This window comes from Paenibacillus lentus (assembly GCF_003931855.1).
Taxonomy (GTDB): Bacteria; Bacillota; Bacilli; order Paenibacillales; family Paenibacillaceae; genus Fontibacillus; species Fontibacillus lentus.
Genome location: NZ_CP034248.1, coordinates 2097388 through 2118678 on the forward strand (window position 1 = coordinate 2097388; position 21291 = coordinate 2118678).

Below are 21291 nucleotides of genomic sequence, written 5' to 3' on the forward strand. Positions count from 1 at the left end.
TGTGGAGGGATCATTATGCAGGACGAATATACACGAAAGCTGGAGGATCAGAAAGGTTTATTCAAGCAGCTTGGCATAAAGCTGGACGCCCTGACCATTCATGAGAAAGATTTTGATGTGAAGATGCGCGGGTATGAGAAAGAGGAAGTAGACCGTTTCCTGGATGATATTATCGTTGATTATGAAAGATTTTATGATATCATCACGGATTTGTTGGATAAATATAAGGAAATCCAGCGCCGTCAGGCTTATCTTGAAGAAGAGAAGAAGGCGTTATCCTTCCGCAAGGTAAATAACGATCCCGGAAATGTCATAGATCGTCAGCTCGTAGAGGACGGGATTCGGCAAATGGAGCGCAGCCTGGAGCAATTTAAACTGCATATTCGCAAGGAATTCGATGTTTAGGTGGAACTGGTGCTCGGGCGCCGGTTCTTTTTTTGCATAAAAAGAGTGTGTTTTGCGCAAAATTTCACTAAAGAGTCGTTCCTTCATAGGATGTTCATGCATTATTCGTTGCATAGAACGGGAGAACATGGTATTATATATCTAAGATTTAGATCTAGTCTAAATTTAAAATATTCTAAAGAAATGAGACTCTTTCGGCTAGACTAATGAGTATCATATTTTGAATTGAATGGAGGAACTATAAAATGTCAAACCAAGTACTAACTGAAACCAATCAAACTTTGCATCAACAATTAAACCTGCAAATCGCCAACTGGACGGTGCTGTACACGAAGCTGCATCATTTCCATTGGTACGTTAAAGGACCTCAATTCTTTACGCTCCATGAGAAGTTCGAGGAGTTATATAATGAAGCAGCTGGATACGTAGATGAAATTGCTGAGCGGTTGTTGGCCATTGGCGGCGAACCGATTAGCACCCTTAAGGAAGCTTTGGCGCAGACGACGATCTCCGAAGCTGCAGGCAAACAATCCGCAGAAGAAATGGTCGCAGCTGTAGTAGCTGACTTCGAATCGATCAGCCAAGAGCTGAAGAGCGGAATGGATGCCGCTGAACAAGCCGAAGATGAAGCAACCGGGGATTTGCTGCTTGGCATGCTGTCCGCACTAGACAAACACAGATGGATGTTGAACGCTTATTTGGGTAAATAATTTTATAAGCTAACCGATGGAACCTGTTCGATTAGGATAATCTCCTAGCCGGACAGGTTTCTTATAATGTGCGTGCAGGTGGATATTTTATATCGTGAATGTCGATCTCTACGAATTAGGCGTATAAAGGGGAAACAGTGACGTGCTTAAAATTAAGAGAATATATGAAAGTCCAGCCATTGATGATGGTAAGCGAATACTTGTGGACAGAATATGGCCGCGCGGCATCAGCAAGGCCGAGGCTCAGTTATCCTTATGGATGAAAGAAGTCGCTCCGAGCACCGAGCTGCGAAAATGGTTTGCGCACAAACCTGAACGTTTTAGCGAATTTTCCAAGCGTTATAAGCAGGAGCTGGCTGCGCAAGAGGTTCAAGTATTTATCGAACAATTACGCTTTTGGAACCAAACGGAAACGGTCACTTTACTTTACGCCGCTAGGGATCAGAGGCATAATCATGCACTTGTGCTACAGGAAGTGCTGGAACGTAAATGATATGCAGCGATCCCACAGTCCCAGACAATCTTAAGCAAGCATCGAAGGCTATATTGCGGAAGCTTGCCGCATGTCCCGCAGCTGGACATTCGTACTATAAGTTGACGATTTGCCGCTTAATTTGAAGGTCGGATAGTTCTCCTCCGCATCAAGCCACAGCGTATCCTCATAGAAAATTTGATGCTGCTGATCGACGACAAAGGACAGATCCCCAGCATCAATTGGAAGGTCGAATTGTCCTTTCTGGCTTTGAATCAGCAGTGTATTTACTCCATCACATCCGCAGCCTTCCGTATCGTAATACAGCTTGATCACACCGGGCTGATTGCCCAAATTATCCCGAAGTCTACGTGCTGCTAACGGCGATACCTCCATTTTTATCATCGTTATTACTCCTTTCTTTTTATATAAGATGCGATCGTAGGAACATTTTACGTACTTGCCTACATCTCTTTCAATAGGTCTAACTTATATAACTCACCCATTTGTTTTGATTATAGATATTATTTTTTATTCAATCAAATTTCTAATTATTTGACTTAGGTTTATAATAGTAAGCATATTGGATTTATCGGCCTATTTCTGGCGAATTCTAATGGAATGGATGGTGATTCAAATGGATGTATTGTCGGCAATTCAAAAGCGGAGAGAAATTACGGCGTTTAAGGATGCTGCTATCTCAGAAGAGGATTGGAGCAAGCTCAAGACGGCCTTGTATCAATCTCCTGCCGGGAACAATTTGCCTTCAAGAGAATTTATTATGATTACAAATAAGAAGCTTCTGGAGCAATTGAGCAAGACGACGCCTTATATGCGGTGGTTGGAGCAGGCTGCGGCTGGTGTAGCTATTATAGGCAATGAGGAATTGAGCAAGTATTGGCTTCAAGATGCTTCCATCGCTGGAGGATATCTGTGGCTGGCTGCGACTTCGCTTGGACTTGGTGCTGCTTGGGGGGCGGTCTACCATTCAGAGGATCATAATCAATCGGCCCAGCGGGAAAAATATGTACGCGATTTATTAGGTATTCCTGCGAAATATCGTGTAGTGGCCATTCTGGGATTGGGTTATCCGGCCAGCGACCCGCCACCGAAAGAAATGTACGCCGAGGATACCGTGTTTCATTTGAATAGCTTTAATACACGGTAAATGTTGTTTACTCGTAAGCTTCTCATGGAGAGTAGTCATGGGAAGCTTATCTTTTTTTGTAGATGATTTTAACCTGCCATCCAGCCCGACAAAGTAAACCGACAAAGTAAATGGAATTCAGGTATTTAAAATATGCAATCTAGTATAAAGTCTACAATTAATTGGATTTTAGGTCATTAATACAAAGGTTTTAAACCGGATAATGTTATTGAAGTGTTTTAAATACACGACATCCAACTAAACCGGTATTGTTGCTTTGTTACAGGATACTGGATACAGGGGATCGAATTGATGGGCTACTGGGTATTTTCTACTGCTATTTGTTATCTGCTAATTGCTAGCTTCTATCTACTATCTACTATCTACTACTTCTATACTATTACTTCTATCTTTTGCTGTTATCTTCTATCCTCTACTACTATTGGTTGCTGTCTTCTGCCACAGATTACTATATATCAGCTATCGGCTATAGTTCTCAGATTCTGGTATTTGCGAAGGGGAGGGAAGGAGTCTTTATTGATCATTGCTGCTCCAGTTTCCGGATGAAGTGGGATGTTTTTTTCTTTTTTTGATTTGTGACTAAAATCACAATGTCTAAAAATGAATGTCCTACAATGAGAGTAAGGTATAGTTCAAATAAAGAAATGAGGTGCTTGTATGGGGAGCGTGAATACATTGCAGGAATTTTCTTTTGACGATATGAAGAAGATTTCAAGGACAGCATTGGGGAACGCGGTACCGATCGAGCTTTATCGTGCTATACGCCTCATCGGCATGTATCAAGGCCTTCCGATGAAAGGGAAGGGAACGACATTGACGGTTGGCCGGAAAATCGGCGAAAGTCTGCCTGTACATTCCGTGCAGGATCTGCTCGATTTATTCCGCGACTTGAAGATCGGTGATCCGCAAATTGTCCTTGAAGAAGACAGTAAGCTTTATATTGCGGTGAATGATTGTTTTTGCGTGGGACTGCCGGAGATCGAAAGCAATTTGGTTTGCGACTTGGAAGGCGCCATTATGGAGGGAGCCCTAAGTAAAATGATGGATAAAAGGGTATTCGTCAGGGAAATCAAGTGCAATGTTAACGGGGACGACTGCTGCGAGTATGAGGTGCGAATCTAGATTAGAAATGATCTGCAAGTAACGTCTTATACAGCTTAATTATTATAAGGAGGAAGATCACGATGGAGAAGCGTCATCTTAACGAGTATCAAGAATATCAGGAGAATAAATTTACGAAGCGCATTGTTTTTAAGGAAGAGGAGAATGTTATTTTTGTATTGAACTTTGCTCCGGGAGCGGAGCTGCCGACACATAAACACCCTGGTGCAAATGTGTATATTCTAGTCCTTGAAGGTGCTGGCGAAGTAATCTGTGACGGGCAATCATCCTCCGTCACCAAAGGAGACATCCTTCATATTACCGGGGACGAGGAATTCTCGTATCGCGGTGGTGAGGCGAACTCCAGTCTGTATGTTGTACTGACGAAAACACCTAATGAAAACTACGCCAAGAATGTTTGAGGCCGCTTCTAAGCTGTCCTTTGACTATCTTTTGACCACGGGCTATGTTGGTTTGAACCTGCAATGATAAAGATGGTGCCAACATGTGTAGAGATAGTGTTTAAAAAAATAGGAGATCCTCTCAAGTAAAAGATGGGGTCTCCCCGCAAGCTGATGGTGAACAAGGATTGCTCCTTGGTTCACCATTTTTTATGCGTTCGCCGAGTCAACAGCAGCAGCAGGAAGGAAATTAAAATAATTGTAATTGTCCAGGCCCAGGCTAGCTCGGTATTCCCGGTATCGACGGCAACGTAAATTGCGGTGGGGAGGGTCTGTGTCTTACCCGGTATATTGCCAGCGAACATGATAGTGGCTCCAAATTCCCCTAGTCCACGGGCAAACCCAAGTATATAAGCTGTAATCAAGGATTGAATGCTGAGCGGCAGTGTAATATATCGAAATACTTGCCATTCACTGGCTCCGCTGGATCGCCCCGCATCCTCCAACTCCTGATCTACCGAAGCAAATGCAGATTTCATCGTCTGGTAGACGAGCGGAAATGAGACGACGATGGAGGCAATGACCGCCGCCCACCAAGAGAATATGAGGGGCGAGGAGAATAGCCATTCGACGAAACGGCCGATTCCGCTCCTTCTGCCCAGGAGGACCAGCAGCAAAAAACCCACAACCGTTGGAGGCAGTACGAGCGGCAGCATAAGTAGAGTCTCTAGTATAATTTTGCCTTTCCATCTCTGGCTGGACATCCACCGGGCCATGGCCGTACCTAGAATCATGACTAGCACACTGGAAAGCAGGGCGACTTGCAGGGATAAGCGGATTGGCTGCCAAAATTCAGGCCAAGGTATTTGCACACTCATAAGGATTGTGCTGGAGCGAAGCCGTATTTAACCCAAATGTCCAGTGCCTCTTTGGATTGAAGATAGTTATAGAGCTCCGCTGCTTCCTTGCTATGTTTGGTGGACTTGATGACGCCGATTGGATACTCGACAGGAGTGTAGATGGCTGGATCAACGGAAAAAGCGACCTTCACCGCTTTAGAGGTCAGCGCATCAGACTGATAGACGAACCCTGCATCAGCGTTCCCCGTCTCTACATATTGCAGTACCTGCCGAACATCTTTGGCTTGTACCACTTTTGACTGGAGATTATCCCACAGCTGGGTAGACATTAGAGCTTCCTTAGCATAGCTGCCCGCCGGGACACTCTCCGGAATTCCCAGAGCGACCATCTTAATCCGCTTATCGCTTAAATCTTGCAGTCCCTTAATTTCCGCGAAGTTCTCGTTCGGTATGATAACGACAAGCTTATTCGTCAATAGACTCCTATGCTGCCCGGCATCAATCATGCCTTGTTCTAAAAGGGCGTTCATATTTTTAGCAGCCGCAGAGAGAAATATGTCAACAGGCGCACCTTGCTCGATTTGCTTCTGCAAGGCGCCGGAGCCTCCGAAGTTAAAGGTAAGCTTAACTGCCGGATGCTGTGCTTCATAAGAGTCTTGTATTTCTTTCATGGCATCTGTAAGACTGGCTGCTGCTGAAATCGTCAACTCGACCTGCTCTTGTGGAGCCGCACTGCAGCCAGTAAATACAAGGGATATTAACAGGGATAAGGTCAGAAAGGTTCTCGAGCTTTTCATACATACAAACTCCCTTTCAAGTTATGGTGCCGTATTGCTAAATGATTTGCGTTTCATTATAAGTGGTTGTGACCCAGGAAGTAAACCCTGTTCGCTAGTGAAGAAACGATTCTCGAAAGAAAGAGGGATTTCCCCGAAACGATATTAGGAATTCCCCTTATAGGAATGAGAATGACTCCCTTCCATAATAGATGTATAGACTAGACAAATTATTGATTCCCGTCATATCTTTGTCATTCTGCAGAAGGGGTGATTCGTCCAGTGAAACGGAAATTCGGACTGAAGTTTTTTAAGCCGATAGAAAGCTACTCTGATAATTGGTCGATTCTTGAAGAGAAGGATCGTACTTGGGAGAATATGTACCGCGGGCGTTGGGCGCATGACAAGGTCGTTCGCACGACGCACGGTGTCAATTGTACTGGCTCTTGCAGCTGGAAGGTCTTCGTAAAGAACGGAATTATTACCTGGGAAAACCAGCAGATCGATTATCCGTCATGCGGCCCGGATATGCCGGAATTTGAACCGCGCGGTTGCCCGCGCGGCGCTTCGTTTTCTTGGTATGAATATAGTCCGTTGCGAGTGAAATATCCGTATATGCGGGGCCGGCTCTTTAGAATGTGGAAGCAAGCCCTGAAGGAAACGACAGATCCGGTAGCCGCCTGGGCAAGCATTGTGGAAAATCCAGAAAAGGCCAGATCCTACAAGCAGGCCCGGGGAAAAGGGGGGCATGTCCGCGTATCCTGGGAGGATGCAACGCAAATGATCTCGGCGCAGCTCATCTACACGATCCGCAAGTATGGCCCGGACCGGATTGCCGGCTTCACGCCGATTCCTGCGATGTCGATGATCAGCTATGCATCGGGAGCCCGGTTCATCTCTCTATTGGGCGGCGAAATGCTAAGCTTCTATGATTGGTATGCCGATCTTCCGCCCGCCTCTCCGCAAATATGGGGGGAGCAAACAGATGTGCCGGAATCTAGCGATTGGTACAACTCAGGTTATCTGATTATGTGGGGCTCTAACGTACCGCTTACGCGTACACCCGATGCTCACTTTATGACCGAGGTTCGCTATAAGGGCACCAAAGTGGTGTCGGTGGCCCCGGACTATGCGGAAAACGTCAAGTTCGCAGATAATTGGCTGGCGCCAAATCCGGGGACAGATGCGGCGATTGCCCAAGCGATGACCCATGTTATTTTGAGTGAATTTTATCATGAGCGTCAGGAGCCGATGTTCCTTGACTATGCCAAACAGTATACGGATATGCCGTTCCTTATTCTTTTGGATCCATATGAAGGCAGTTACAAGGCAGGACGCTTCTTGCGAGCCAGTGATCTTGGAGATACATCGCAGCATGCGGAATGGAAGCCGGTTATTTTCGATGAAGATGCGAACGAAATTACGGTTCCTAATGGAACGCTGGGGCAGCGGTGGGAGAAGGATAAGAAATGGAACCTGATTCTGGAGCGTGAAGACGGTACGAAGATTATGCCGGCGCTTTCCGTGGAATCCCACGGCGCACAATGGGAAGAAATGGTATTTCCGTTCTTTGACCAAACCGGAAACGGCACCTTCAAGCGTTCGATTCCAGCCCGAAAAATCCAGCTTGCCGATGGCACGGAACGCCTAGCCGTTACTGTATATGACTTAATGCTGAGTCAATACGGCGTGCGGCGCACTGGCAGTGAGCACGAAGCGGCTGGATATGATGACGCCTCAACCCACTATACTCCTGCATGGCAGGAAGCCATTACTGGCGTCAAACCGTCCATCGTTATTCAGATTGCCCGTGAATTCGCGCAGAACTCGCTGGATACCGGGGGACGCTCCATGATTATTATGGGCGCCGGGATTAATCACTGGTTTAACAGCGACACGATCTACCGTTCCATTTTGAACCTGGTCATATTGACGGCATCGCAGGGCGTGAACGGCGGCGGCTGGGCGCATTATGTAGGACAAGAGAAATGTCGTCCAATCGAAGGCTGGTCTGCGATCTCCTTTGCGAAGGACTGGCAGGGGGCAGCGCGTCAGCAGAATGCCACCTCTTTCTTCTATTTTGCAACAGATCAATGGAAATATGAGGAGACGGGTACGAATGCATTGAAATCGCCCACTGGGGGAGAGGTTCGCTACCAGCACCCGGCGGACTACAATGTGCTTGCCGCACGTTTAGGCTGGCTTCCGTCCTATCCGCAATTCAACAAGAGCAGCCTGACCATGGCAGAGGAAGCGGCCCAGCAGGGAAAAACAGATCACGACAGCATTATACAACATACTTTGGATCAGATCGTATCCGGGGATACCAAGTTCGCTATTGAAGATCCGGATGCGCCGGAGAATTTCCCGCGCACGCTATTTGTTTGGCGCTCGAATCTGATATCGAGTTCTGCAAAAGGGCAGGAGTACTTTATGAAGCACCTGCTAGGCGCATCAGACGGGCTGCTGTCTACGCCGAATGAGGAGGAGAAGCCGGAGGAAATTACCTGGCGCGAAGAGGTTGAAGGAAAGCTGGATTTGCTTGTCGCGCTGGATTTCCGGATGACAGCGACGCCGATGTATGCGGATATCGTATTGCCTGCTGCAACCTGGTATGAGAAGACAGATCTGTCCTCTACGGATATGCATCCGTTCGTTCACCCGTTCAACCCGGCGGTCGATCCACTATGGGAATCTCGTTCAGATTGGGATATTTACCGGACGATTGCCAGAGACTTCTCGGACATGGCGAAGGAGCATCTGCCAGGCGTGTATAAGGATGTCGTAACCACGCCGCTTGCTCATGATTCCGTGAACGAAATCGCCCAGCCTTTCGGTGTCATCAAGGATTGGCATAAAGGCGAAGCTGATCCGATCCCCGGCAAGACCATGCCGAATCTGAGCATTGTTGAGCGCGACTACACGAAGATTTATGACAAATATATTACCCTTGGTCCAAATTTAAGTACTGGAAAAGTGGGGGCTCACGGTGTCAGCTTCTCAGTCGCCGAGGAATACGAGGAATTGAAGCGCATTAACGGTACTTATCATGATGATTCCATTAAAAATGGGCTTCCGAAGCTCCAAACGGCTCGTCATGCCGCAGAGGCCATCCTGAATCTATCTTCGGCCACGAATGGCAGGGTGTCCCAGCGCGCATGGGAATCGGCGGAGCAGGATACAGGTGTTGAACTAAAAGACATTTCCGCTGACCGTGCGGCTGAACGGATTACGTTCGAGAGCATTACGGTGCAGCCCCGCGAGGTCATACCAACTCCGGTATTTAGCGGGTCCAACAAGATGGGACGGCGATATTCGCCATTCACTACGAATATCGAGAGACTTGTCCCTTTCCGTACGCTTACCGGCAGACAGCATTTCTATATTGACCATGAGTTGTTCCTGCAATTCGGCGAGGCGTTGCCGGTCTATAAGCCAACCTTGCCGCCCATGGTGTTCGGCCCTAGGGACAAGCAAATTACCGGCGGGACGGATGCGCTTGTACTTCGCTATTTAACGCCGCACGGCAAATGGAATATTCACAGCATGTACCAGGATAATCTCCATATGCTGACCTTATTCCGCGGCGGCCCGACGGTCTGGATCAACGACGAGGATGCCGCAGCTCATCAGATTCAAGATAATGACTGGCTTGAAGTGTATAACCGTAACGGAGTCGTTACAGCACGGGCCGTGGTTAGTCATCGCATGCCGAAAGGCACGATGTTCATGTATCACGCGCAGGATAAGCACATTAACGTGCCGGGCTCGGAAATTACGAAGGAACGCGGCGGAAGCCACAATGCGCCGACGCGAATTCACGTTAAGCCAACGCAAATGGTTGGCGGCTACGCCCAACTCAGCTATGGCTTCAACTATTACGGACCGATCGGGAATCAGCGGGATGTTTATGTTGCTGTCCGTAAGATGAAGGAGGTTGACTGGCTTGAAGATTAAAGCACAAATCGCCATGGTCATGAATTTGGACAAATGTATAGGGTGCCATACCTGTAGCGTGACCTGCAAGAGCACTTGGACGAACCGTCCAGGTGCGGAATATATGTGGTTCAATAATGTCGAGACGAAGCCAGGCATCGGTTATCCGAAGCGCTGGGAGGATCAGGAGCAGTATAAAGGCGGCTGGATGCTAAAGAACGGCAAGCTTGAATTGAAATCTGGGAACAAACTATCCAAGATTGCTCTCGGCAATATTTTTCATAATCCGGATATGCCCGAAATGAAGGATTACTATGAGCCATGGAACTACAACTATGAGCATCTCACCAATGCGGGGGAGAAAAAGCATCAGCCAGTAGCCCGTCCGAAGTCGGCGATTACGGGCGACAATATTGATCTGGAATGGGGACCGAACTGGGAAGACGACCTGGCCGGCGCCCATGTTACCGGGCCGAGGGATCCGAACATCGAGAAGATCGAAGAAGAAATTAAATTCAATTTCGAGCAGGCCTTCATGATGTATTTGCCGCGGCTTTGCGAGCATTGCTTGAACCCGAGCTGTGTGGCATCCTGCCCGTCCGGAGCGATGTACAAGCGTGACGAGGACGGTATCGTTCTTGTCGATCAGGAGGCCTGCCGCGGCTGGCGTTATTGCATGACAGGCTGCCCGTACAAGAAAGTGTATTTCAACTGGCAGACGAATAAAGCGGAGAAATGCACCTTCTGCTTCCCGCGGATCGAGGCTGGGCTTCCAACCGTATGCTCCGAGACATGCACGGGACGCATTCGCTACCTCGGCGTGCTGTTATATGATGCTGATCGGGTGCAGGAAGCGGCTTCCATGCCGGATGAGAGGGATCTGTATCAGGCGCAATGCGACTTATTCCTTGATCCGAATGATCCCGCCGTCATTGCGCAGGCTCGTGCAGACGGTCTGACGGAGGAGTGGATCGAGGCGGCGCAGAATTCACCGGTTTACAAGCTTGCGATAGAATACAAGCTGGCTTTCCCATTGCATCCGGAATACCGGACATTGCCGATGGTATGGTATGTTCCACCGCTGAGCCCGATTATGAATTACTTCGAAGGCAAGGATTCGATTCAGAATCCAGATATGATTTTTCCGGCCATTGAAGAAATGAGAATGCCTATACAGTATTTAGCGAATATGCTAACCGCCGGCGATCCCGAGCCTGTAAAAGAATCCCTGCAGCGTATGGCGATGATGCGCTCTTATATGAGGTCCTTGCAGACGGGCAAAGCCTTTGACGAGGGACGGCTAAATCGCCTGGGATTGACCGCGCATCAGACCGAGCAAATTTATCGCTTGCTTGCTATTGCCAAGTATGAGGATCGATTCGTAATTCCAACGTCTCATAAAGAAACGTACTTGGACACTTATCACGCCCAGGGCTCGGCAGGCTTCGGAATGGATTGTGGGGGCTGCGGCATTAGCGGCTCAGGCGGAACGAAAAGTGCGAAAGAAGAAGATCACTTCTATGGGGGAATATGGCGTGATTAATCTCGAGAAGCTGTATGAATATAAGCATGTATTCGGTTTTTTCGCCCAGCAGCTAACATACCCGGAGAAGCTCGATTTCCATCCATCGGTTATTGAAGGGCTGCTGAAGCCGGAGGATCCGGCTTATGAGCATATCGGGCGATTCTGGGATCTGATGCATGACTGTAGTATGGAGCAAATAGAAGAAATGTACGTACAGACCTTTGATTTTCAAAAGGATTCGACCTTATATATGACTTACTTTAAATTCGAAGATACCAAGGAACGCGGGCAAATGCTGGCCAAACTGAAAATTCTATATCAAATGTTTGGCCTTGAAATGCCAGATCATGAGCTGCCTGACTATTTGCCGCTGATGTGCGAATTTATTTATGCTGCTAATTGGCAAGGGAACGCGCAAGCGGAGAAGGATTTTAGTGTGCTGGCGGGCGTTATTGAGGATGGCACCTATCATTTGCTGAAATCGCTGAAAAAGAGTGAGAATCCCTATTACCACCTGATCAAGGGCTTGCGGGAGACGTTAAAGGCTTGCATCCAACAGGAGGTGCCGACGAAATTATGAATTTATGGGATCAATTTCTGTGGGTAATCTTCCCTTATTTATGCCTCGTATTGTTTGTTGTCGGCCATATTTACCGTTATCGCCATGATCAATTCCACTGGACCGCCAAGTCCAGCGAATTTATTGAGAAGAAGCATCTAAGGCTCGGCAGCTTGATGTTTCATGTGGGCATCATTCCTGTTATCTTCGGCCATATCGCCGGCTTGGGAATCCCCAAGGAATGGACGCAGGCTCTAGGTATTAGCGATCATCTGTATCACCTCGGCGCGATGTATATCGGGGGATTATTCGGATTCCTCACACTGGGGGGAATGCTGCTGCTGACCGCTCGGCGCCTGACGATCAAAAATGTGAGGAGATTAAGCTCCGCATCGGACATTATCGTAAATTTAGTATTGTTGTTTATTGTCATCATGGGCATGTACAGTACAATCGTTACGAATAATGTTCAGCCGGACTTCGACTATCGCTCGACGATATCCGTATGGTTCCGGAATTTGTTTATCCTTCGTCCTGAGGCCAGCTTAATGGCGGATGTGCCGATTTCGTTTAAAATCCACATTTTGGCGGCCTTCTTCATCTTTGCATTGTGGCCATTTACAAGACTGGTTCATGTCTGGAGCGTGCCATTGAATTATGTAGGCAGAAGTTATATTCTATACAGAAAGAACCGTAAACAAGGATTGTAGGGGAGAAGGCGTAATGCCTTCTTTCTTTTCAATAAGCAGGGGTGTAATTATGATGAAGGATGAATCGAATTTTGATTTTCAGCAAGCGATTGATTTACTTCGGCAGCGCTTTGAGTTTGATTTTGTTTCGATTGCGCTCGTGCAATCTGCAGCCGATCAATTTGTACTGACATGGCAGTATGTATCAGGTAATTTAAATGAACGCTATAAACGGATTATCCTGCATTCAGGCAAAGGGATTGCCGGTATGGTGTTCAAGACGGGAAAGCCGATGATCATTCAAAATATAGCCGATGAACTCGACCCGAATGATTTGTTTAACTATCCGATTATCGTTGCGGAGCAGCTTCAGACCGCATGCGCTACCCCTCTATGGAAGGAAAGCCGTGTCGCAGGGGTATTACTTGTGGGCTTTCGGGAAAGTAATCGTTTAACATCTTCCTTGCTTGATGATTTCAGGCAATATATAGACCCATCGTTTGGCCCCTATTTCACCAGAGAGCTGGTAGAGGAGTGAGCCCTTTGCTAGATATGCCGAAAACGGATATGTTGCATCTGTTAAGAAAGATGTACGATAACAGTATAGAGGCTATTTTCTTCGTCGATGCAGAGGGGAAAATTTTGCATATGAACCCGGCTGCAGAGAATATCCTGGATCTTGATGTGATCGAACAGATGCATAAAGGAGAAACGATCACGCTTTGCAACTCCTGTGCCGGCTACACGAGTGAGGAAGCAATGATATCTTGCATGAATTGTTTCTTGCAAAATACAAAGGAGGAGTTCTCTTCCTTTCAAGTGTATTTGAATACGCGGGGGAAAGGACTCGTTCCTTATGCGGCAAGCTTTCATATGATCGATGAGCCAGAGGGCATCCGTGTCTTCATGCTGCTTAACTTAACGAAGCAATACCGGACTCAGGAAAGGCTATACCAGACTAATATGACCAAATACGTGATTAAAGCGCAAGAGGACGAGCGCAAGCGGATTTCACGTGAGCTGCATGATAGTGTTGCTCAGGAGCTGTTAAGCTCCCTCGTCGATTTGCGCGTTCTAAAATATATGAATGCCAACGAAGTCGTCCTGAACAAGTTACAGCAGACGGAAGCTTCATTAACCCGGCTGCTCGATGATATCCGGCGGTTAGCTGTCGAATTGCGTCCGGCGTCATTGGATGATTTTGGCCTGGAGGCCGCTTTTCGTTCTCATTTTAAATGGCTGGAGAAAAATTATGGCCTGCTTATCGATTTTAAGGCAGAGCTATCCGCTGCACGGTACAGTAATGAGATGGAGACCGTGGTTTACCGGATTTGCCAAGAAGCGGTACTGAATGCCCTGAAATATGCGAATACCGATGATATACAGGTCAGGCTGTTTGAGGAGGAAGGAGAGCTGCAGCTCATCGTGCAGGATGAAGGCTCAGGCTTTCAGCTGAACACAAGGGATCCGAAGGGGACAGGGCTCGGCTTGTTCGGTATGCGGGAGCGTGCTGAGCTTGTGCAGGGACAATTGAACATTTTGTCTGAGGTGGGCGTGGGAACGACGATCCACCTTCGCATTCCGTTGTCGCCAAAAGAAGGAGGGGAAAAGGAGTGAAAATTGTTATCGCTGATGATCACGCCGTCGTTCGCAGCGGCTTTTCCATGATCCTGAATTATCAGCCTGACATGGAGGTTGTGGCCACGGCTGCGGACGGGATTGAGGCATATCAAATGGTTGCCAAGCATAACCCTGACGTCTTGTTGATGGACTTAAGCATGCCGCCGGGAGAAAGCGGATTAATAGCGACAGGCAAGATTAGCAGTGATTTTCCCAATACGAAAGTATTGATTCTTACCATGTACGACGATGAGGAATACTTGTTCCATGTTCTAAAAAACGGGGCTGCAGGCTATGTGTTGAAAAATGCTCCTGATGAGGAATTGCTGACAGCCATTCGCACCGTTCATCAGGGGGGGACGTACATTCACTCGAAGATGGCGACATCCCTGGTCAGGGAGTTTATTAAGAAAGATCAGGAAACTAGTGATTCCGATCCTTTTAACCTGTTAACGAAGCGGGAGATTGAAGTACTGCCATTGGTCGCCAAGGGCTATGGCAATAAGGAAATCGCCGAGAAATTGTTTATTTCCGTTAAGACGGTGGAAGTGCACAAGGCAAAAATTATGGAGAAGCTGGGCTTAAAGAGCCGTCCGGAATTGGTAGAGTATGCCCTCAAAAAGAAGCTGCTCGATTTTTGAACGGAAATTTTTCGTACTTGCCCCACCATCATTTCGATAGTTCAACTTATATAGAAGCGCACAATATTTAGGGAATTCCTCTGCAGGATCAGGGGATTTCCCTATTATTTTTCTCCTCGTACTGCATTTACAATAGGATATGGGAATCAATAATACAGTACGCAGGAATTAGGTGATCTGATGATTAGAAAAGTGCAGTTGCCTTTGCAAACGATGAATTTAGTGCTTGGCTTTATGGTATGGGTTATTATTTCAGCTCTTATTCCATTTATTAAAGAAGATATTCAAATTCCAGCGGAAAAGCTGGCGATTCTCACGGCGATTCCTGTCGTGCTTGGGTCGATTTTAAGAATCCCCTTTGGATACTATGCCAATGTGTTCGGGGCACGTTTTGTATTTGCGGTTAGCTTCGTTTTGTTGCTGTTCCCGGTATTCTATATTAGTGAGGCTTCCTCGTTTACCGATTTAGTCATCGGCGGTTTGTTTTTGGGGATTGGCGGTGCCGTGTTCTCCGTAGGCGTAACATCGCTGCCGAAGTACTATCCGAAGGAACGGCATGGGCTGGTTAACGGCGTGTATGGCATTGGCAATCTGGGTACGGCGATTACAACGTTTGCAGCTCCGGTGATCGCGACACAAGTGGGCTGGTCGTTAACGGTTAAGCTTTATCTTGTTCTTCTTTTGATTTTTATCGCATTGAATATTTTGTTTGGTGATCGAAAAGAAGTCAAAGTGAAGACCCCGATTATGGATGAAATCAAGTCTGTCTATAAAAGCGATAAACTATGGTTGTTCTCACTCTTTTATTTTCTTACCTTTGGTTCGTTCGTAGCTTTTACCGTATACCTGCCAAATTTTCTAGTCTCTCACTTCGAACTGGAAAAAGTAGATGCAGGGATGCGCACCGCGGGCTTCATCGCCCTGGCTACGTTTATGCGTCCGGTGGGAGGATGGCTCGGCGATAAATTTAAACCGTTAATTTTATTGATGGGGATTTTCCTCGGGCTGACATTGTCTGGAATTTTGCTGGCTTTCTCCCCATCGATCGGGCTGTACACTTTAGGGAGTTTAACTATAGCGATTTGTGCGGGCTTAGGGAATGGTGTTATATTTAAGCTTGTTCCGCAATACTTCAATAAACAGGCGGGAACCGTAAATGGGATCGTATCGATGATGGGTGGACTAGGAGGCTTCTTCCCACCGCTTATGCTCTCCATGATTTATTCCATGACCGGGCAGTATTCCATTGGATTCATGGCTTTATCCCAAGTAGCTCTTGCTAGTTTGATACTGGTCATCTGGATGTATTATCAGGATCAGCTCGTCATGTCCAGCAAGGTGTTCCGCTACACGGGGCAAGGTATTCTAGTCACGGATTCAATGGGGAAGATTAGCAGCGTAAATCCTGCCTTTACCAAGCTGACGGGTTATGACGAGGAAGAGGTTATTGGGCATAAGCCGAATATTTTGAAATCAGGGAAGCAATCCAAGTCATTTTATGAAGAAATGTGGCAAACCATCCGAGAAACGGGCCAATGGCAAGGAGAGATTTGGAACCGCAGAAAGAATGGAGACGAATACTTGGAGTTTCTGACCATCAATGCAGTTAAAGATGATTCAGGTGAAGTCGTCCACTACGTTGGATTGTTCAGCGATATTACTACATCGTGAAATAAGGGCGACTGGTCATTCGGCTGGTTGCCCTGTTTTATTTTAATAGATATAAGGTGGTTGAAAATGAAGCGATACGAGATTGTTGACGGGCCTATCGATATTCAGCGTGCCATAGATATGGTGCTTCATCCGGGCGCAGGTGCCGTGACTACGTTTACGGGGCATGTACGGGAGTGGACACATGGTGTCAGAACGATATACTTGGCTTATGAGGCCTATATTCCGATGGCGGAAAAGAAGCTGGCCCAAATCGGCTCCGAAATTGAAGAGAAATGGCCGGGTACACGTGTCGCTATAGCTCATCGCATTGGTGAGCTGCACATATCCGATATTGCCGTCGTCATCGCTGTTTCGTCGCCTCATCGGAAGGCCGCCTATGAGGCCAATGAGTATGCGATCGAACGGATCAAAGAAATGGTGCCGATTTGGAAGAAGGAAATCTGGGAAGACGGCGAGGAATGGATCGGAGATCAGAAGAAGAAGCCTGAATATGGGGGGAGTCCGGAATGATTCGAGTACTATATTTTGCAGGTCTGCGCGATTTGACGGGAAAGCCGGAGGAGATCATTGATCGTCGAGAATGGACGGTTCAGGGATTTATGGACTGGGCGAAAGCAACCTACCCAGAGTTTGGTGATAAAACCGTATTTGTTGCTATAAATGAAGAGTATGCTCGTCCAGATGATGTCATTCAGGCCGGGGATACGGTGGCTATGATCCCTCCAGTGAGCGGTGGGTAATTGCGGCAGCGATGTAGTGCTTGTGGAGGAAATGAGAGGGGCAAATGGGATGATGACGACTGAACCTATACGCGACCAACTGAATCGGCCTATTCGTGATTTGCGCATTTCAGTAACGGATCGCTGCAATTTTCGCTGCACCTACTGTATGCCCAAGGAGATTTTCGGGGATGATTATCCATTTTTGCCGAAAAACGAGCTTTTGTCACTGGAGGAAATTTGTTATGTAGCGCAGTTATTTGCTTCCTTGGGTGTCAAGAAGCTGCGTTTAACGGGCGGTGAGCCCTTGCTGCGCAGAAATTTACCGGAACTCGTGGGCATGTTGGCGAACATCGAAGGGATCGAGGATATAGGTCTGACTACGAATGGACTGCTCCTGAACAAGTATGGCCAAGCGTTATATGATCAAGGCCTCCGAAGATTGAATATCAGCCTGGATGCACTGAATCCGGAGCTATTTGCCTATATGAATGGACGTGGAATTAAGCCGGCAGCTATTCTTGACAATATCGAGTATGCCAGGGAAATAGGCTTTCAAATCAAGGTGAATATGGTGGTACAAAAGGGGGTAAACGATCAGGAAATTCTCCCTATGGCTGCTTATTTCAAGGAGAAGGGAATTACATTGTGCTTTATCGAGTTTATGGATGTGGGCAACGATAACGCCTGGAGCCTGAAACGGGTCGTTACCAAAAAGGACATTTATGATCAATTATCCTCGGTGTACGAGCTGGAAGCCTTGGAGCCGCATTACTTTGGGGAAGTTGCGAAGAGATACCGCTATAAGGACGGTAAGGCCGAGATCGGCTTTATTACCTCGGTGTCGGAGTCGTTTTGTTCGACCTGCACGCGTGCAAGGTTGTCATCAGAAGGAAGATTCTATACTTGCCTGTTCGCCTCCCAGGGATTCGATTTGCGTCAGCTCCTGCGTGGAGGTGCGTCCAAGGATGAGCTGCTCGCCGCAATCCGAAGCGTCTGGGAGCGACGGGGCGACCGTTATTCGGATGAACGAACGGAGCAGCGGGCCTTACAGCGGAAGAAAATAAATATGTCTTATATTGGCGGTTAATAGAAAATGCAATGAGAGAAGAGGTTGGGGCGTGTGAAGAAGCAGGGGATCGTAATTCCCCATGAACACGGGGGCTGGGCCATGGTCACCGTTCCATTTGTGATCGGAATGATGTCTGGGCGCCCGCAGTGGATGCATTTGTGGCTATTTCTAGCTTGGTTATTTCTATATTTATCTTCATATCCGTTACTGCAATCCTTAAAACGAAAAAAGGATCGCAGACGCTTGATCACTTGGGGAGCCATATATGGGGTCATCGCGCTCTTTTTTTTGGCACCGGTTCTAATCAGTTTCCCGGAGCTGTTCTATTTTGCTCCGATTTTACTTGTTCTTCTGACAGTGAATATTTGGCATGTGAAACAAAAATCGGAACGAGCCGTGTTGAATGATCTCTGCGCTATTCTTACCTTCTCGATGGGCGGAGCGGCCGCCTATTGGATTGGCGGGGGCGGATGGGATCACACCATGCTGCTGATCGTTGGATTTAATGTACTTTTTTTCATGGGTAGCGTATTCTTCGTGAAGTCTGTGTTTCGCGAGCGAACGAATACTCGGTGGCTTGTTTGCGCGAAAGGCTATCACGTCCTATTGCTGATGGCTCCCTGGTTGCTGGGCTTGCCGTGGATGATGATTGCCTACTTGTTTCCATTGATCCGTACCCTTGCTTTTGCGGGAAAAACATTGCGTCCCATGAAAGTGGGTATCATTGAAATTATCGGTTCCGTCCAGTTTTTGCTGCTTGCTATTGCTGTGTTTTAGGCATGCTTGCTGTTTGATGATCTCTCGGCGAGTTAATATGTACTAAATTATATCCCCTCCGCCCTGATGTTTTGATTTCTTTAGAGCGGGTAATACAATACCGTACCCGGCGCGGTACCTTACAAATACGATAAGGAGTGAACCAACATGGCTAACAACAATCGTGACGGTAAGATGAGCTTGGAGGAAGCAGGGCGCAAGGGCGGAGAGGCAACTGCCAGTAATCATGATAAAGAATTCTATCAGGAGATCGGGCAAAAAGGCGGTGAGGCCCGCAGGGATTCAGACAAGATGAGCCGCGAGGAAGCGGGACGCAAGGGCGGCGAAGCTCGTGCCCGCCAGCGGAAAGATAAATAAGAGTAATGTAATGCGGATAGGCATGATCATATAAGTAAGTATGATCCGGCTGGCCCTTAGGCCAAGCAAAATGACCTCTGATCCATTCAGAGGTCATTTTGCTGTGCAGTCATTATATTTTGAATCGTTCAATCATGGCATGCAGCTTCTCCGAAAGGCTGGACAGGAAGCTCGCAGAGGCGCCGACTTCCTCCATGGCCGCGAGCTGTTCCTCGGATGCAGCGGACATCGTCTGAGCTCGTTCTACATTATGATTGGCTACTGCGACAATTTCCTCCACAGATCCTACTAAATGGACGGAACGGTCTGATAGCTCTTTGACGTTCGCGGCCACTCCCTCAATCGATTCCGCAGTGTGTGCGGCCGAGGAGTGGATCGTGGTGAAGGATTGGCCCGCTTGGCGCACAAGCTCTGTGCTGTGAAGCGTCTCCTGCAAGGTCTCGTCCATCGTTTTGCTGCTTTGATCCATCTGGTTGACGATATGGGCGATGAGGGCAGAAATTTGATCCGCCGATTGTACAGAGCGTTCGGCTAACTTGCGAATAGATGTGGCGACAACGGCGAAGCCCCGTCCTTGTTCTCCGGCCCGAGCCGCTTCTATTGCGGCATTCAGGGCAAGCAGATTGGTTTCCGTGGAAATTTCCGTCATAATGTCGAGAATGCTTTGAATTTCTTGGGAATGGCTGCCGAGTTCTTGAACAATGGAGGACAGCTGTTGTATTTTGTGCTCCATCACTTCCATTTGTTTTATGCTAAGCTGCACCGCTTCACGTCCTTGCTCGGAGGATTCGGAGGATTGCTGTGCTGATTGCGCGACAGCCTCCGCCTGGCGGCTGATTTCATCGATAGCTGCCGCCATGCTCCGGATGACGTCCGAGCTGTCCGCCAAGCTGCGCAGCTGTGTTTCGGTGCCTTCGGTCAGTTGTTCTATCATCTCAGCAGCTTGCTCACTTGCTTTGCCCGTCTGGTCGGCGCTGGCGGAGAGCTGCTGGGAGGATGCGGCGACCTGCACGGACGTTCCATTGACCTCGGCGATAAGCTGTCGCAAGCTTGCGGTCATGTTCCCAAAATCGCGGGCTAGCTGTCCTATTTCATCCCGGCTCTGGATTGCAGGGGGCTGTATACTCAAATCTCCAGCTGCAATCTCGTTGACCTGCCGTGAAAGTAGCTCGAGCGGCCGGATCATCCGGTGGATGAAGAAGTAGACACAGACAGCTCCTGCCAGAAGAACCGCTGCGCCGATCGCGAATGGCAGCGTAATGATTTCCCACGTCCGTTCATGAATGATGGAAGCGTCAAAGTTAATAGTCATTAATCCGACAATCGGGCTCGCAGGATCATGGTTCAGATAAATCGGCGCATAGCCAGACAATAACTCTACGCCGTCATAAGTGTACACGTCACTGTAAACCGAGTGCTTCATATCTCTAATCATATCCTGATCTGCCTTGGCTAAGTAAAAGGAGTCGCCAGCCGAGTAACCACGTGCCTGCAAGTACTTGTCGGCGGCTAGAATTTCGCCGTCCAGGGACAGGATAAAGCTTTCTTTAAACAAGGATTTATGGTCGACCGTCCAATTTAATTGTTCCTCGACGAGGGGAAGAACGGACGTGTCTCCTTGAAGCAATTGTTCGATCATTCGGGGATCCACTAGCCCCGTAGTAATGTTGGCGCAGCCCAGCACCTCAATACCGACGGAAGTTTTAATTTGACGGTAGGCGGTTTGATAGCTGAATCCCCCGATTAGGGCCCCGATCACAAGGAGCAGACTGATGATGGCTAAAGTAATTTTTCTTGCTAATCCCATTCTAATGTAGTTCTCCTATCAT

General features: G+C 47.8%; 23 protein-coding genes. 19 read left to right on the top strand and 4 right to left on the bottom strand.

Annotation, left to right across the window (positions count from 1 at the left end; translation table 11 throughout):
- Positions 1 to 15 precede the first annotated feature (15 nt).
- From EIM92_RS09360 to EIM92_RS09370, 3 genes are all read left to right on the top strand, one after another.
- Positions 16 to 405, top strand: coding sequence for a DivIVA domain-containing protein (locus EIM92_RS09360; RefSeq protein WP_125082420.1), 390 nt, complete (start codon positions 16 to 18; stop codon positions 403 to 405).
- A 245-nt stretch (positions 406 to 650) separates the two neighbouring features.
- Positions 651 to 1115, top strand: coding sequence for a Dps family protein (locus EIM92_RS09365; RefSeq protein ID WP_125082421.1), 465 nt, complete (start codon positions 651 to 653; stop codon positions 1113 to 1115).
- A gap of 142 nt (positions 1116 to 1257) precedes the next feature.
- Positions 1258 to 1608, top strand: coding sequence for a DUF488 domain-containing protein (locus tag EIM92_RS09370; RefSeq protein ID WP_125082422.1), 351 nt, complete (start codon positions 1258 to 1260; stop codon positions 1606 to 1608).
- Between the two features lie 48 nt (positions 1609 to 1656).
- Here EIM92_RS09370 and EIM92_RS09375 read toward each other — a convergent pair whose 3' ends face one another.
- A complete protein-coding gene (locus EIM92_RS09375; RefSeq protein WP_125082423.1) occupies positions 1657 to 1992 on the bottom strand; it encodes an iron-sulfur cluster biosynthesis family protein in 336 nt (111 codons plus the stop codon).
- A gap of 211 nt (positions 1993 to 2203) precedes the next feature.
- On the opposite strand from EIM92_RS09375, the gene EIM92_RS09380 reads away from it, so the two are divergent.
- From EIM92_RS09380 to EIM92_RS09390, 3 genes are all read left to right on the top strand, one after another.
- Positions 2204 to 2755 (top strand): nitroreductase family protein, encoded by a 552-nt coding sequence (locus EIM92_RS09380; RefSeq protein WP_342772913.1) that lies wholly within the window; start codon positions 2204 to 2206, stop codon positions 2753 to 2755.
- 657 nt (positions 2756 to 3412) lie between these two features.
- Positions 3413 to 3877: a V4R domain-containing protein gene (locus tag EIM92_RS09385; protein WP_125082424.1), complete on the top strand. Its 465-nt coding sequence runs from the start codon at positions 3413 to 3415 to the stop codon at positions 3875 to 3877.
- Between the two features lie 62 nt (positions 3878 to 3939).
- On the top strand, positions 3940 to 4278 hold the full coding sequence (locus EIM92_RS09390; protein WP_125082425.1) for a cupin domain-containing protein: 339 nt from the start codon (positions 3940 to 3942) through the stop codon (positions 4276 to 4278).
- 179 nt (positions 4279 to 4457) lie between these two features.
- On the opposite strand, the gene modB is transcribed toward EIM92_RS09390, so the two are convergent.
- Together modB and modA are read right to left on the bottom strand one after the other, a co-directional pair.
- Positions 4458 to 5135 (bottom strand): molybdate ABC transporter permease subunit, encoded by a 678-nt coding sequence (modB, locus tag EIM92_RS09395; protein ID WP_125082426.1) that lies wholly within the window; start codon positions 5133 to 5135, stop codon positions 4458 to 4460.
- Complete coding sequence (gene modA / locus EIM92_RS09400) at positions 5132 to 5914, bottom strand: molybdate ABC transporter substrate-binding protein (RefSeq protein WP_125082427.1); 783 nt, start codon at positions 5912 to 5914, stop codon at positions 5132 to 5134. Before modA ends, modB begins: the two co-directional genes overlap by 4 nt.
- 261 nt (positions 5915 to 6175) lie before the next feature.
- Here modA and EIM92_RS09405 point away from each other — a divergent pair, with 261 nt between their 5' ends.
- The 13 genes from EIM92_RS09405 to EIM92_RS09465 all read left to right on the top strand — a co-directional run bounded on the left by EIM92_RS09405 (position 6176) and on the right by EIM92_RS09465 (position 19462).
- Positions 6176 to 9850: a nitrate reductase subunit alpha gene (locus EIM92_RS09405; RefSeq protein ID WP_125082428.1), complete on the top strand. Its 3675-nt coding sequence runs from the start codon at positions 6176 to 6178 to the stop codon at positions 9848 to 9850.
- Positions 9840 to 11372, top strand: a complete 1533-nt coding sequence (narH, locus tag EIM92_RS09410; RefSeq protein ID WP_125082429.1) for a nitrate reductase subunit beta — start codon at positions 9840 to 9842, stop codon at positions 11370 to 11372. Before EIM92_RS09405 ends, narH begins: the two co-directional genes overlap by 11 nt.
- A complete protein-coding gene (gene narJ, locus EIM92_RS09415; RefSeq protein WP_125085095.1) occupies positions 11365 to 11934 on the top strand; it encodes a nitrate reductase molybdenum cofactor assembly chaperone in 570 nt (189 codons plus the stop codon). Before narH ends, narJ begins: the two co-directional genes overlap by 8 nt.
- Positions 11931 to 12623, top strand: a complete 693-nt coding sequence (narI, locus tag EIM92_RS09420) for a respiratory nitrate reductase subunit gamma (protein WP_125082430.1) — start codon at positions 11931 to 11933, stop codon at positions 12621 to 12623. Before narJ ends, narI begins: the two co-directional genes overlap by 4 nt.
- A 49-nt stretch (positions 12624 to 12672) precedes the next feature.
- A complete protein-coding gene (locus EIM92_RS09425; protein WP_246021269.1) occupies positions 12673 to 13140 on the top strand; it encodes a GAF domain-containing protein in 468 nt (155 codons plus the stop codon).
- A 14-nt stretch (positions 13141 to 13154) separates the two neighbouring features.
- The gene (locus EIM92_RS09430) at positions 13155 to 14219 is read left to right on the top strand and encodes a sensor histidine kinase (protein WP_125085097.1); all 1065 of its coding nucleotides are present in this window, start codon (positions 13155 to 13157) and stop codon (positions 14217 to 14219) included.
- Complete coding sequence (locus tag EIM92_RS09435) at positions 14216 to 14863, top strand: response regulator transcription factor (RefSeq protein ID WP_125082431.1); 648 nt, start codon at positions 14216 to 14218, stop codon at positions 14861 to 14863. The genes EIM92_RS09430 and EIM92_RS09435 overlap by 4 nt, the downstream gene beginning before the upstream one ends.
- A gap of 180 nt (positions 14864 to 15043) precedes the next feature.
- Entirely contained in the window at positions 15044 to 16534 is a 1491-nt protein-coding gene (locus EIM92_RS09440) for an MFS transporter (protein ID WP_125082432.1), read from the top strand.
- Between the two features lie 66 nt (positions 16535 to 16600).
- On the top strand, positions 16601 to 17047 hold the full coding sequence (locus EIM92_RS09445; protein WP_125082433.1) for a molybdenum cofactor biosynthesis protein MoaE: 447 nt from the start codon (positions 16601 to 16603) through the stop codon (positions 17045 to 17047).
- Positions 17044 to 17277: a molybdopterin converting factor subunit 1 gene (gene moaD / locus EIM92_RS09450; RefSeq protein WP_125082434.1), complete on the top strand. Its 234-nt coding sequence runs from the start codon at positions 17044 to 17046 to the stop codon at positions 17275 to 17277. The genes EIM92_RS09445 and moaD overlap by 4 nt, the downstream gene beginning before the upstream one ends.
- A gap of 52 nt (positions 17278 to 17329) precedes the next feature.
- Positions 17330 to 18346, top strand: a complete 1017-nt coding sequence (gene moaA, locus EIM92_RS09455; RefSeq protein ID WP_125085098.1) for a GTP 3',8-cyclase MoaA — start codon at positions 17330 to 17332, stop codon at positions 18344 to 18346.
- Between the two features lie 33 nt (positions 18347 to 18379).
- Positions 18380 to 19105, top strand: coding sequence for a YwiC-like family protein (locus tag EIM92_RS09460; protein WP_125082435.1), 726 nt, complete (start codon positions 18380 to 18382; stop codon positions 19103 to 19105).
- A gap of 147 nt (positions 19106 to 19252) precedes the next feature.
- Positions 19253 to 19462: a KGG domain-containing protein gene (locus EIM92_RS09465; RefSeq protein WP_125082436.1), complete on the top strand. Its 210-nt coding sequence runs from the start codon at positions 19253 to 19255 to the stop codon at positions 19460 to 19462.
- Between the two features lie 112 nt (positions 19463 to 19574).
- Here EIM92_RS09465 and EIM92_RS09470 read toward each other — a convergent pair whose 3' ends face one another.
- Positions 19575 to 21269, bottom strand: a complete 1695-nt coding sequence (locus tag EIM92_RS09470) for a methyl-accepting chemotaxis protein (protein WP_125082437.1) — start codon at positions 21267 to 21269, stop codon at positions 19575 to 19577.
- Positions 21270 to 21291: the final 22 nt, after the last annotated feature.

Coding starts and splice junctions, on each gene's coding strand:
- EIM92_RS09360 (WP_125082420.1), top strand. CDS start 16: ATGCAGGACGAATATACACGAAAGCTGGAGGATCAGAAAGGTTTATTC.
- EIM92_RS09365 (WP_125082421.1), top strand. CDS start 651: ATGTCAAACCAAGTACTAACTGAAACCAATCAAACTTTGCATCAACAA.
- EIM92_RS09375 (WP_125082423.1), bottom strand. CDS start 1,992: ATGATAAAAATGGAGGTATCGCCGTTAGCAGCACGTAGACTTCGGGAT.
- EIM92_RS09380 (WP_342772913.1), top strand. CDS start 2,204: ATGGAATGGATGGTGATTCAAATGGATGTATTGTCGGCAATTCAAAAG.
- EIM92_RS09385 (WP_125082424.1), top strand. CDS start 3,413: ATGGGGAGCGTGAATACATTGCAGGAATTTTCTTTTGACGATATGAAG.
- EIM92_RS09390 (WP_125082425.1), top strand. CDS start 3,940: ATGGAGAAGCGTCATCTTAACGAGTATCAAGAATATCAGGAGAATAAA.
- modB (WP_125082426.1), bottom strand. CDS start 5,135: ATGAGTGTGCAAATACCTTGGCCTGAATTTTGGCAGCCAATCCGCTTA.
- modA (WP_125082427.1), bottom strand. CDS start 5,914: ATGAAAAGCTCGAGAACCTTTCTGACCTTATCCCTGTTAATATCCCTT.
- narI (WP_125082430.1), top strand. CDS start 11,931: ATGAATTTATGGGATCAATTTCTGTGGGTAATCTTCCCTTATTTATGC.
- EIM92_RS09425 (WP_246021269.1), top strand. CDS start 12,673: ATGATGAAGGATGAATCGAATTTTGATTTTCAGCAAGCGATTGATTTA.
- EIM92_RS09430 (WP_125085097.1), top strand. CDS start 13,155: ATGCCGAAAACGGATATGTTGCATCTGTTAAGAAAGATGTACGATAAC.
- EIM92_RS09440 (WP_125082432.1), top strand. CDS start 15,044: ATGATTAGAAAAGTGCAGTTGCCTTTGCAAACGATGAATTTAGTGCTT.
- EIM92_RS09445 (WP_125082433.1), top strand. CDS start 16,601: ATGAAGCGATACGAGATTGTTGACGGGCCTATCGATATTCAGCGTGCC.
- moaD (WP_125082434.1), top strand. CDS start 17,044: ATGATTCGAGTACTATATTTTGCAGGTCTGCGCGATTTGACGGGAAAG.
- moaA (WP_125085098.1), top strand. CDS start 17,330: ATGACGACTGAACCTATACGCGACCAACTGAATCGGCCTATTCGTGAT.
- EIM92_RS09465 (WP_125082436.1), top strand. CDS start 19,253: ATGGCTAACAACAATCGTGACGGTAAGATGAGCTTGGAGGAAGCAGGG.
- EIM92_RS09470 (WP_125082437.1), bottom strand. CDS start 21,269: ATGGGATTAGCAAGAAAAATTACTTTAGCCATCATCAGTCTGCTCCTT.